The organism is Nitrospira sp. BLG_1 (genome assembly GCF_047338595.1).
GTDB lineage: Bacteria > Nitrospirota > Nitrospiria > Nitrospirales > Nitrospiraceae > Nitrospira_D.
This window is the reverse complement of sequence record NZ_JBLFBO010000018.1, coordinates 38802-50523: the sequence shown is the minus strand read 5'-3', so window position 1 is coordinate 50523 and position 11722 is coordinate 38802. Positions and strand designations below refer to the sequence as shown.

General features: G+C 53.4%; 16 protein-coding genes. 12 read left to right on the top strand and 4 right to left on the bottom strand.

The window, feature by feature from the left end; all coding sequences use genetic code 11:
• The first annotated feature begins 20 nt into the window (after positions 1-20).
• Entirely contained in the window at positions 21-368 is a 348-nt protein-coding gene (locus ACMTNU_RS13660) for a 4Fe-4S dicluster domain-containing protein (RefSeq protein WP_086425239.1), read from the top strand.
• Between the two features lie 167 nt (positions 369-535).
• The gene (locus tag ACMTNU_RS13655) at positions 536-838 is read left to right on the top strand and encodes a hypothetical protein (protein WP_413935810.1); all 303 of its coding nucleotides are present in this window, start codon (positions 536-538) and stop codon (positions 836-838) included.
• Between the two features lie 139 nt (positions 839-977).
• Here the strand turns inward: ACMTNU_RS13655 and ACMTNU_RS13650 are convergent, their stop codons facing one another.
• Positions 978-1478, bottom strand: a complete 501-nt coding sequence (locus ACMTNU_RS13650) for an NUDIX domain-containing protein (protein WP_413935809.1) — start codon at positions 1476-1478, stop codon at positions 978-980.
• Between the two features lie 624 nt (positions 1479-2102).
• A complete protein-coding gene (locus ACMTNU_RS13645) occupies positions 2103-2588 on the bottom strand; it encodes a thermonuclease family protein (protein ID WP_413935808.1) in 486 nt (161 codons plus the stop codon).
• A gap of 335 nt (positions 2589-2923) precedes the next feature.
• Here ACMTNU_RS13645 and ACMTNU_RS13640 point away from each other — a divergent pair, with 335 nt between their 5' ends.
• From ACMTNU_RS13640 to ACMTNU_RS13605, 8 genes are all read left to right on the top strand, one after another.
• Positions 2924-3874 (top strand): hypothetical protein, encoded by a 951-nt coding sequence (locus tag ACMTNU_RS13640; RefSeq protein WP_413935807.1) that lies wholly within the window; start codon positions 2924-2926, stop codon positions 3872-3874.
• A 78-nt stretch (positions 3875-3952) separates the two neighbouring features.
• On the top strand, positions 3953-4687 hold the full coding sequence (locus tag ACMTNU_RS13635; protein WP_413935806.1) for a response regulator: 735 nt from the start codon (positions 3953-3955) through the stop codon (positions 4685-4687).
• A gap of 790 nt (positions 4688-5477) precedes the next feature.
• Positions 5478-5849 (top strand): hypothetical protein, encoded by a 372-nt coding sequence (locus tag ACMTNU_RS13630; protein WP_413935805.1) that lies wholly within the window; start codon positions 5478-5480, stop codon positions 5847-5849.
• Positions 5850-5906: 57 nt separating this feature from the next.
• Positions 5907-6176 (top strand): hypothetical protein, encoded by a 270-nt coding sequence (locus ACMTNU_RS13625; RefSeq protein WP_413935804.1) that lies wholly within the window; start codon positions 5907-5909, stop codon positions 6174-6176.
• A gap of 623 nt (positions 6177-6799) precedes the next feature.
• Positions 6800-7096 carry a hypothetical protein gene (locus ACMTNU_RS13620; RefSeq protein WP_413935803.1) on the top strand — a complete coding sequence of 99 codons (297 nt, stop codon included), beginning with the start codon at positions 6800-6802 and terminating at the stop codon, positions 7094-7096.
• A gap of 272 nt (positions 7097-7368) precedes the next feature.
• The gene (locus ACMTNU_RS13615; protein WP_413935802.1) at positions 7369-7674 is read left to right on the top strand and encodes an RNA recognition motif domain-containing protein; all 306 of its coding nucleotides are present in this window, start codon (positions 7369-7371) and stop codon (positions 7672-7674) included.
• A 278-nt stretch (positions 7675-7952) separates the two neighbouring features.
• Positions 7953-8327 (top strand): DUF4870 family protein, encoded by a 375-nt coding sequence (locus tag ACMTNU_RS13610; protein WP_413935801.1) that lies wholly within the window; start codon positions 7953-7955, stop codon positions 8325-8327.
• Between the two features lie 364 nt (positions 8328-8691).
• Positions 8692-9444, top strand: a complete 753-nt coding sequence (locus ACMTNU_RS13605) for a hypothetical protein (RefSeq protein ID WP_413935800.1) — start codon at positions 8692-8694, stop codon at positions 9442-9444.
• A gap of 495 nt (positions 9445-9939) precedes the next feature.
• Here the strand turns inward: ACMTNU_RS13605 and tnpA are convergent, their stop codons facing one another.
• Together tnpA and ACMTNU_RS13595 are read right to left on the bottom strand one after the other, a co-directional pair.
• On the bottom strand, positions 9940-10143 hold the full coding sequence (gene tnpA / locus ACMTNU_RS13600) for an IS200/IS605 family transposase (protein ID WP_413935812.1): 204 nt from the start codon (positions 10141-10143) through the stop codon (positions 9940-9942).
• Positions 10098-10295, bottom strand: a complete 198-nt coding sequence (locus tag ACMTNU_RS13595; protein ID WP_413935811.1) for a transposase — start codon at positions 10293-10295, stop codon at positions 10098-10100. Before ACMTNU_RS13595 ends, tnpA begins: the two co-directional genes overlap by 46 nt.
• 555 nt (positions 10296-10850) lie before the next feature.
• On the opposite strand from ACMTNU_RS13595, the gene ACMTNU_RS13590 reads away from it, so the two are divergent.
• On the top strand, positions 10851-11096 hold the full coding sequence (locus tag ACMTNU_RS13590) for a hypothetical protein (protein WP_413935799.1): 246 nt from the start codon (positions 10851-10853) through the stop codon (positions 11094-11096).
• Positions 11093-11719 (top strand): DUF4255 domain-containing protein, encoded by a 627-nt coding sequence (locus tag ACMTNU_RS13585; protein ID WP_413935798.1) that lies wholly within the window; start codon positions 11093-11095, stop codon positions 11717-11719. The genes ACMTNU_RS13590 and ACMTNU_RS13585 overlap by 4 nt, the downstream gene beginning before the upstream one ends.
• The last annotated feature ends 3 nt before the right edge of the window (positions 11720-11722 follow it).

Genomic DNA, 11722 nt, shown 5'->3' with positions numbered 1-11722 from the left:
AGCAGAAGGAGACCAGGATCATGGCATTGCTGATTACCGACGAATGTATCAACTGCGGCGCCTGTTTACCGGAATGTCCGAACGAGGCCATCTTCGAAACGCGCAGCGGCGCAGAAGAAAAGGGCCTGCATGTGGGTGACGGTCAAGGCGTGGGCGACAATATTTATGTGATCGCTCATGATCGATGCACTGAATGTGTCGGCCATTTTGACGAACCACAATGTGCAGCGGTCTGTCCGGTTGACAACTGTTGTATTTCTGATCCGCTATATCCGGAGGGGACCGATGTCCTGCTGGAACGGGCAAAGACCCTCAATCCCGACAAGGCAATCGATCCGGCAAAAGTGTGGAGCGGCGTGCGGAACTGAACGGTTCCACTTCACTGTTCCGATTGGAGCAGACTGTTTAAAATCTCTTCGTGCCCTCGATAGGTCTCGACCTGTCGAGGGCACAGAGTGAGTCAGGATCGCCCGCAGGATGCAGAGACAGCATCGGTCCAGGCTTGTGTGCCCCACCAGAACTGCAGCGTTGAGTTATGTCTGAAAAGAATCCCAGATTCCTGACGAATGCCACGGTCATCAAGGTGCTCGCGAAAGTCTTTGCCTTCCAGGCCATCGAGATCAACCTCTTGCGGTCCCAGGCTGGCATTTCCGATGCGAATTGGAAGACTCTGAAAACCGAAGCCTTTAAGAAAACCTACGCCAAACAACGGGCATTCTATGAAGATCGCCTGAACGGTGCCTTTGCGCTGGAACACATTTCCCAATCTGAACGCGAGACCAGGCTGCTTGAACTCTGGCTCAAACAGAGCGAAGAATCCTCCAAAGACGAGCAATAGGCCAGACAAGGCTTCTGCTACTTTTACTTCCTGACGGCCACTCGCTTCATCCTTTTTGCCACTGAACACGAATGTGCCGCGCCAGAACTTCTCTGTACGGCAATAGCTGCACAATGCTCAAGAAAAATCACAAGACCACTTATGGAGTTTCAGGACACCAGGTAGCCGGTTTGAAGTAGGGTTGGGACTGGCCAACCGCCTGGCGGATTACATGGAAATGGGGATAACAGGATAGCTTCTCAAGCTCGTTCGGATGAAAGAACCTTGCGTCAGAGGTTTCCTCATAGTCGGCTCGAGGGATGCCTCTAATCGGCTTTGCTGAAAAAACAGTCGCCACCACTGACAGCTGGTCACCGTTCGGATACACACCAGAGAACGGCGTTCCGGCAAAGACGCCAAGAATATGTGTGAGCTCGACGTACACCCCGGCTTCCTCCCAAACCTCTCGCACCGCCGTATCTGATGGCAGCTCGTAGGGGTCGACGATACCGCTTGGTGGCCCCCACAAACCTGACGCCATATCCTTGACAAGTAACAACCGCCCTCGGTCATCATAGGCCATGACTGTCGCCGTCGGCACTTGCAACAAGTCCGTTCCGATTTTTGCACGAAGGGACTTGATGAACTCAGGAATAGCCATATGCCCGATAGATTACGCCACTCCACTCAAAGAATCGACCCCAATAACCAGCTCGATCCCGCGCACTGAGACATATCGGTCGGATTGAGAGATTCACGATGACACCGTGAGCTACCGATGGAACTCCAACGACTCCCCTACGCCATATCGAACGGCATACAACACTCTCAGATTTCGCCAAGTAGGACATGGACAAGAGGCCCGATGCACAGACTGCTTTTCCGGTCAAAATAGAGCCATCTTTCTGTGACTCATCCCTTGACAGAAAAGAATCCTCGCTCCTGCTGCAGAGAGACTCATCCCCAGAAAACTTTACAACCTGTGGATAGCCAGTCAGCAGACTGGGAATAGCATGGCTATCAGCCTGACTGAGTGGATAACAGCGAATGATTTTTCTAGGAATATGCAAGAAAATCAGGAATGTCTACTTAGACCACTATTCCTTGTGGTACATAGACGCAAGAGCGGATGCCCGCAAAATAGGCACTTTGATAGATTTGCGCGCTACTCGTTGCGTCTTGCCTGACAAACAGAACTTACCCACATAGTTATCCACAGAAGATGGGGAGTGAATGCATCCCGACAGGTCACTCACCTGAAGAGTCGCTTCGGTTCTTTCTCTCACTAATTGCGACGAGCTGGTTTCGCAGGTTTCCACTTCCACGGTGGGATGGGATCAGGTTCAGACCACAGGCCGTGCTTGGAGGCTCTGGCCAGCTCTTCCATATCTTTGAGAGCTGGATCATGGACTTCACCAGGCTGGACCCAGGCAAGTCCCTCTTTGACCAATTCGTGGGCGATGTTTCGTCCATCCGTGAGTAAAATGTCGGCTGTCATACGGCCCCGCTGATCCTTTTTCAGCTCCCTCACCATGACATCGCGATTGGCAAGGTACGCCGCCGCTGCATGTTTCGCTTGCTTCCCGTAAGGTTGTTTCAGCTCAGGGCAATCCACATCGCGAAGAGCAACCGTCTGGTTTCTCTCTTGATAGTGAATCGTCAGACGGTCCCCTTCATGCACGGTCAGCACCCGTGCGACGAACTCTGCTCCGACGACGGTTTGCGTAGGCAAAGCTAGCAGGGCGTACAGGAGGAGATGGTGTGTTTTCATAATTCCCATGCTACCCGTCTCGGGCCCTCTGACCAACATTTTCTCAATTTGAAGCAGCGGCCTGAAAAACGAAGACAATGGAGCAGGATCCACGCTTGACCCTCTGCGCCCACAAGGCGTAGGCTAACTTAGTGATACCGCCTCATCGAGCAGGAGGTGGTGGCCATGTTCGTATCGAGAATAATACCCCTATCGACTGGAAATGGTCGGTACGGTCCGCGTTTTCTGTCATATCATCTCACTCTCCTCACTGAGTTACCGCTGCGTCCTGTCATCGGGCTTGTGACTCTAACAACGCCGTTCCAACGGTGGCGCGATGTGGCAAGGAGGTAGACATGTCATACCGTTACAACACCATCGATATCATCGTCGGGGTCGGGATGTGCGCCATTCTTTTCGGAGCGCTGCTCTTGTTTCTTGCTGTGAATGGAACTTATCAAGCCGTCCCACCGCACATCCTTGCTGCAGAACAATCTGCTTATATGGAGAACGGCGCAGGTGCGCTTCAGTCAGCCATCGGGCGGGCAATCGTTGATCAAGCGCTCATTGAGCGCCAGTCCAATCAGGTCCTGGCTCACTCGGTGTCTGAATGGAATAGGATCACCATGACACATCATGACTGGGAATCTGGTTCGAGCGGATGGCTGGGCAATGTCCTCAAACAAGGGATGACTGTCCCAGCGGATCATCTCGCCCGTCTGCAGGGTGTCATGGGGCTGGCGATCGTTAACTTCACGAAGCGCGGCGTTCGGAACGGTCTCTTGTCGGCTGATCAGTATGCCACAATGTACAACATGAGGATGATCAGTACGATCGAATCCGAAGGACAGCGCCTGCACAACGAATTCGCCTCTACGTGGCAAGCCTTGCTCGGACACCGCATCGTCGAAGCGGCCCAACACGACTGGCTCCAGGCAGGCGCGATTCAGGAGCGACTCGGGTCCTCGCTGGTGCAGGTTGTCCACGCACAAATGAAGGCTGAAAAACGGCGAACGGCACATCAGGAGCAACTGGCGAGTTTGATCGTGGCTGCGGCACGGAGTGAAATCCCAGCAGACCTGATGACACCATCACTTGCCCCGAGCATCTCTAAAAAGATCGTCATCGCCTCTACGGAACCGGCATCCTGGCCGGAGATCCCGATGAGCTACTTGATGGCCGCCGGCCTCCTGTTGGCTACCGTCTTTTGGGGAGGTCTCTCTTTGGCGGTACAGAGCAGAGAGGCAAAGGCGATCGCCCAGCGGAAACAAGACATAGACCGCTGGGCATTTCGTATGGCTGCCTAACAAGAGTCTATGCGGTCACACCGGCGTCTGACAGCATCATCATGAGACAAGCCGTCAGGCGCCGGTCAGGTCCCGACTATGAAAAGTGCGACGCAGCGAACCGATCGGGGAGTTCGATCCAAGCCTATTCGCCTGCTTCTTGTCGAAGCCCAACGACTGTTCAGGCAAAGCTTGCGGCTGCTCCTAGAGCGGGAGCAAGATATCGCTGACGTGACCGAGGCGACGGATGGTCGAGAAGCCTACCGGTTGGCTCATGAACACAAACCCGATATCGTCCTTCTGGACGTCGACATGTTGGATCTCGACGTTGAGTCGGTCACTAAACTCATCCATCAACATTTGCCTGACACAAAAGTCTTGCTGTTGGCCCGGTACGATGAAGACACCAGAATTGTTGCCGCCATGCAGGCCGGAGCGTTCGGCTATATCCTGAAGGACACCGATCAAACAGATTTCCTCCATATTATCCGGGCTACCGCTCGAAGCGAACATGTTCTGTCACCGATCATGCCGGACCGGCTCGTTCACAATGCTCCTGGCTCATTACGCCCCGCCCATGAGGGCAATGTCATGCGACTGTCTCCTCTGAGCGACCGCGAACACCAAATACTGTGTTCTGCCGCAGCCGGCCGAAGCAACAAAGAGATTGCCGATCACTTGTGCGTCTCCGTTGATACCGTAAAAACACATCTGCATCACATCTATCAGAAGTTATCGGTCGCCGGACGTGTTGAAGCCATCATCGCATTTCTTAATGCCAGTAATATCACCCCCCCGCCGCATCATCTTTCACCCAATCGGTGTACGCCATAATTCCATCCTCGGGGCGATGGAGAAGGAACTCTCGATTCCCTTACAATCTGAGCGAACAGGGAGGACGAGCCAAACACCTCAATCTAATGTGCCTATCATGCAAGGAGGTCACCCACCATGCGTGATGTACACATTCTCGACGAGCCAAAGCCTGAGCCAGGATGGGCGGTTCTATATGCAGCGTTTTTAGGCGGGATCGTCGTTTTTGCGCTGATGAGCGCCGGTTTTATGAACTGAGTGCAAAGATCAAACTTGCGAAGGAGGACATCCGTTAGGTTTTGTCGGCAGGAGTTTGGCAGGGGCATTGTCTGAGGGTGGCTCTGGCAAGTTCTACTCCTTGCATTATTGATCAACGGTGTCGAGCAGTTGTTCCCTACAAGAATTCTTTCTCCAGGTGAAGGCTCATTTCTTTCTGTCCACGCTCCACAGCGTTTCCTTGTCTCACACTTATTCGCGAATGAAAACGGTATTGACCAGTCACTTCAGTCCAGCCCCGTCGACTCACCTTAACCACTGAAGTTACGTCACATTCGCAATTGTAGCCTTGGTATGCTAGACTAACAAATACGAATTTTGCTCCTCGCGCCAATCCCTCCCGACACTGTGTTTGCGCGATCGTCAGCAGTGAATTCCCTGGGCAAGATTTCTTTGTGAGCCATTGCGGTGCGTGCGAGAATACCACAGCCTGCGCCGGACAGAATTGTAGCAACATGAACAATTCCCAAGAGCACAGTGTTTGGTGTCAGGCCCACAAGCCGCACTGGGTACTTAGACTCGGAGAGGATCTCTTATGACAACCGCGAGTAATAACCGACCAGCATCCGCAGAGCATTGGGTCCGCATTCCGAACGGCACGCGAGTGCGTCATCGATCGGAAGCGTACGAAGGAATTATCGACGGACTCACAGAGATCGTCTCCGGATCGGAGCGAAATCCCGACGGGAAAACACAGTATCGCGTCAAGGTGGAGGGGGGGACTCGATTGCTGGTTCCAGAGCAATATCTGAATGTTCTGATCGACACCAACCAATTAGTTCTGATCGGTCGTGAATCTGAACTGTATCGGCGATCTCTCACGGACCGGCTCCGAGCCGTTCTTCCGGAAGATCGGTTTGTGGCTGCGACCGAAAAGGCACCTGCGTCCCGTGTAAAGTCTCGGTGACGGTAACTCCGACATCGAGCCGCTGGTCTGCACATAAACGTGTCACATGGAGCTAGCATGAAAACATCATGGGGAACGAAATCCCCCAATAAACGGAGGCGAGTCGTACTTCGGACCAAGGTGCGGTGGGAGAAGCTGGGACTCCAAGATCCGGCAGGATCGTCATCGGCAACTTCGATTGAAGACCTTCGTCGTCAAATTACATCAGCCGCTAGTCAAGGGTTGAGTCCCGATACAGTGTCCCGCTCTCAACAGCAGGATGGGCGCTCAGGGCCAGGCGCCAAGCGATCTGTGTCTGGCCGTAAACGGAATCCCGCTTCGTCGTAACCAGAACGTCAGCACCTTGCACCCGAAAGGAGGCCATCATCGGAGGACCAGGAAAAACTACAGCCGCGAAGAGAGACCGAGAAAAGTCACGTCAACAGAAGCAGCGCGACAAAGAAGCGCGCCGCGTAGAGCGGAAGGCGAACAAGCCTGACCGTCCAGCTCAAGAAGGCGAAGACCCGGATCTCGCTGGGTTACACTGGGGTCCTCAACCGCCACTCTATTAGGCGAGTGTGCCATCTCTATAGCAGGTGCCTATGGTTTACTTCAGCGTAGGTGGACCATAGACAGAGCAATATTTTTCGTATTCATAAGAGTACCGTTCGAGATTGATAAGGTAATTGTCCCCCTAGCCCCATCTCTCCAGCGATGGAATTGACATCGGGCAGGTTCACTCCACGTACGATCGTTGAGATAGTTCCCCAGGCCGTTCTTGATTAATGCCCAGACACGATATCCGACCATTCACCTTCTCGCAATATTATGGCTTCTGAGGTCACTAGTACATCCTTGCGCATTGGTTATTCCGTAGAATTTAATGGCTATGGTGCGCGTGGTTTACCGATCGCGACTCTCCCCAAAAACTGGGCCATACACCCAAACCCCTGACGACAATAGGAGTCGAAATGAGCCGTCTGAACCTTGAACCACTCATGACGTTTTCAGATGGATCCTACCTCGCGATCAGCACGGAATGCTCGAAGGAGGGCGACTTCTCCTGCTCAGTCTATACTGTCGTCGAAACCGATGATCGCACGGACTTCCGCAATATCGCGAGTCACCTCCTCTCTTCATCCACATGCCTGACTGCCCAAGAACAGGCCTACAGCTACACCCTGCGTCTCTACCCCAACGCAGGTGAGGCGATGAAAAAACCACCGTACCTGATCTGGCATGGGCCTCGATCATCGAGCAACCAGTGATTCATCTTGAAAGCACAGAACGGATGCCGCTCATGCGAGGCGCCAAATAGCTATTTCCTCCCCCACCTGCTAGGATGCCGCAGTCTCATCGCGAAGGGCCTCGCATGAAACAAGATCATAATGGCCCATCACCGATGTTGTTGTTACCGAGAAACCTGATCGGAAGCCTGACCTAAGCCGCCTCCCTGGTTGCGTCTTCGGCCCTCTCCTTCCCCTCGCAAACTATTTCTCGAGTCTCGGCCATATCATCACACCTGGAAGGAGATATGTTTATGAGTACAAAATTATACGTCGGCGGATTGCCGTACGCAGCGACCGAATCGCAACTGACCACCCTCTTTGCTGAGCACGGAACCGTGGAGTCGGCCCGTATCGTCGCCGATAAGTTCACCGGCCAATCTCGTGGATTCGGTTTTGTTGAAATGTCGACCACCGAAGAGGCTCAGGCGGCTATTACGGCCTTGAACGGATCACAAATGGATGGGCGATCCTTAACCGTCAATGAGGCCAAACCGATGGAACCTCGGTCTGGGGGAGCTGGTCGTTTTAGTAGTGGGCCAAAGCGTAGCCGCTACTAACGCGACGCACGTTCGAGGTGATTCACTGACGGGGCGCCTCAACTGAGGCGCCCCTTTTTCTGCTCTTGATTCAGCATTAGTCTCCGCGACTGGCTTCACTCTGAGTTTCCCAACCTCCCAACTCCATATTCACGGTTCTCTGTTATGCCCCCCCCAGAGGAGCGGCATCAGGCGTGTGGAATACGTGATCTTGCGTGAGGTCCAATATGGTGAGTATGCTGCACATCGCGTCGGATATATAGAAGACTCACCACAGAACGTGAGGATGGAACGAACTCGTGGATTCACTGCTCACCTGGACCAAGGTTGTATATGCCCTACACGCATTCAACCTGCTGACCGGCATCATCGGCACAGCCACAGTGGTCGGCGCATTTCTCACCGGCTGGCCTTCGATCATCGCGGTCATGCTTAACTACATCAAGCGGAGCGACGTGCGCGGCACTTGGTTGGAGTCCCACTTTCGTTGGCAAATTCGAACGTTCTGGTTTGGACTGTTGTGGATGTCCCTTTGCGTGATCTTCATCATCGTGACCTTTGGGATCGGCCTCCTCTTCATGTGGCTACCGATCAGTCTGGTCGGACTCTGGTTCGTATATCGCATTATTCGTGGCTGGGTGACTCTCAATGAGAATAGGCCCATGTACGTGTGAACTTCATGGTCCTCACGAGCATACGATACCGCTATAGACTCACCACATCCCTATCCCACCATGGGGTTGAGAATGTGCTTCGCTTTACACCATCACGACAGAAAGGAAATGGATTGCGTTCCCTTCGATCATGGAGGACGCTTCGACGACCTGCCTCAACCAGAACTACCCCGGTAGTAAGTCAGAGTGTTTTTTGAATCACTCAGGCAGCCACATGCCCCTCGAGAAGGCAGCATCGGTATTCGTCCCCATAGCTTTCCCTCGATCAACTTCTCCCATATTTACTGTGGCCGTACTACGTAATGTGTGTTATGGTTCGCAGGATCAGAAGCCGAATGGCTCTCGTTAGGAGTCCTCATTGAATATGAATCGCTGGTCCTACCTATTATTTGGCCTTCTGATCTTCATTCTCCCACTTACGAGCGTTTCCGACCTACAAGCGCAGACTCCAGCAGGTCAGCAGGATGTCTCCTCTGAACCTGGTGCTAGTACTGATCCTCACAGTCACCCGGGCGGACGCTGGGAAGGATCACCGGAAGGCATTGCCTTCTCGGAGTTTAACCATCACTTCGCTGGTGTCAGCGACATGCTATTTGGATTTGCTGAGTTAAGCGTCACACTAGAACATCCCATGTCCGTATGGACTCGCCTTGCACTGCCAGCCATCCTCAGTGTAGTTGGAGTCTATAATATAATCTGGAGCGACCATGATGCGTGGCCGATCGGCACCCTCAGCTTTGCCGAAACATTTTCTGGCCAAGATCGGGAAATTATTGAGCACAAGTTCAGTGGAATCATTGCCATTGTCATGGCCGTATGCGAGGCACTACGACGAACGGGGCGTGTTAGACATCCAGCCTGGGCGGCACCATTAGTGTTCTTAACCTTGGCCGGCAGCCTCCTACTCTTCATCCACTCACACGCGAATCATCCCAGTGCCGCTAGAATCGACCTTCATCATGCGATGTTGGGTAGCGTCGGTGTCTTTGCAGGCTTGTCGAAAGGACTAGCGTCCTGGCTACCCGGCGTATCACCTCAGGTGAGGAAGTGGTGGGATGTCGCCTGGGGGGGATCCGTAGTTCTCTTTGGTCTTCTACTGGTCGTCTATTCTGAATAGAGTGGATGGTCAATCAGGCAGAATGGATACCCACTCATTGGCTCGGTTTTGAAACCTGCCTCACCGATTTCTGCAGAGAGGGCCAGCCCCCTGTACGATCCCCATGCAGGGGGTGTACTCCCCTGCAAATCCAGTTCACCCGTTCAATGACGCGATAGAGATAGACAGCCGCGTCTATAGATCCCGTCTATTGTGGAGATAGCTTGGCACGCTATGGAGCCGGCGACCCGGATTGAACGGGCGACCTGCGGTTTACGAACTGTGCCTGATCCAACCTCAGACAACCTAAACCCACAAGAAACCACAGCTCAGGAGGTAGGCAAGATGGGCCTAGATGGGGGTGGTTTGTCCTATCCTGGTAGCAGCGTGGTAGCAGATGACTCTGAGTAAAGAACCCCGCCCTGCCGGGCTGAGTTTTCTAGAAGAGGTCTAATTGATCGGCCCCCGTCTTCCGTGCCTCATGTAACCGAATGTACTTCTTGATCACGTCTGCGGTCACCCTATCCCCCACCGTGCGCACAACATAGTCCTCCTCCCAAAACTCCCACCCCGTAGCTGCTGCCGCACCTCGGGAAACTCAGCCCGAATCTCCTTCGCACTCACCGCCTTGAACATCCCTACGACCTGCCCAATCGAGTACTTCGGCGGAACACTCACGAACAGATGCACGTGATCCTTGTCCACCTCCCATTCCCCAATCTCTCAAACCCGTGATGCCCCGCAATCTCCAGAAATAAGACCTTCACCCGATCCCGAATGGCCCCTTGCAGGACCCATTTCCAATACTTGGGCGTCCACACCAGATGATAGCGCGTGTTAGACACACAGTGGCTGGCTCGCTTGAGGGCCATGCCACGACTCGACCCGATGGGTGCTGCCAGCAGCCGCACGCATTTTTCATCCCCGCCTTTCCGGGTGTGGCACTCAAATACAAGTTTTCGTAGGGTACTACATCGTCTTTGGAATTTTGGTGGAAAGGGGTCGTTGCGCAGACTGTGGAATCGGTTGGGAAGATTCGCATATTAGGAGAATCGGAGAGAGCATTGATCTACAGAATCTGCAAGCTCGGAGCCACCACCCTCAAGAGAGATTTCCCGCTTTGATTCCGCCGCCATTTTACGAATCCAGCAACACTCCACCAAGCAGCGATGTCTGACTGTTAATTCATGCGGTGGGACTTTTATCAATATTGTGGGACTTCTCAGAAACGCGAGCAATGCTTCGTTTCCAAAGCCATAGCTTGATTCGCAAGCAGCAACCTGGACTGAATGGTCCCATATCCCCAAGTATCTCGCGCTACTTTCTCTAATTATTCCATTGGTTACGATCTTCTAGTCCCTGACATGTTTCTTGATACTACGGGAAGTTATTTTGTGTGGCTCTTGAATGGGGAGTGTATCCCTCCTATGGAGCTTGCTACAGCCGTAGCAGAAGCAATACGTGTCTATTTGCGTGAAAACCGCTCCGCAGGGGATACCGCAGAGGGAATTTGGCGATGGTGGCTGACTGGCCTACGGAATAAGGTCGACGTCGAAATGGTTGAAATGGCGCTCCAAGAACTTGTCAGTCATGGCGAAATCGGTAAGCGGATTTTGGCTTCCGGAGCAACGTTCTATTATGGCCTCGACCAGAAAAGCCAAAGCCAATCATGAAGAGTGCTATTCAGTCATGTAGTGTCTCGTTGCGAGAGTTGCTCAGACAGGCGCTTGTGACAGACCCCGATCTCGATACCTTTTTCGACCCGGGCCAAGGTGGTGTTATGACGGTAAGCTTACTCACGCCGCAGGAACTCGTCGAAATGAACAGCGAAGGCGTGTCCTTGTGGCTGTACAGACTACAGCGAGACGAGCAGACGCTGAATCAACCCCCACGCAGAGTTGCCACAAACCAGTTTGAGCAACCACCGCTTCCACTACGGCTACACTACCTGGTAGCACCTATAGTCAGTCATGATACGCGTCCTCAGGCACCCGAACTCGAACAGCACATCTTGGGAAAGGTGCTTCAGGTGTTTAACGATCTGGGAAGTTTGCGTGGCTCGAGCTTGCTGGCCGACCTGGCTGGGCAGCCGCTGGAAATTTTCGTACGTCTGGAGCCCTTGACCCTGGAGGAGATTACCCGCGTCTGGGATGCCCTCGAACTCTCATACCAATTGTGCGTGTCCTACGAAGTAAGCGTCGTACCAATTACCTCTGGTCGCGCTTCTCGCGACCAGCCAGCCGTGGATTCGGTAATCGACGAGATGGGGGTGGCGGCAGTGGTGGAACAGCCATGACGC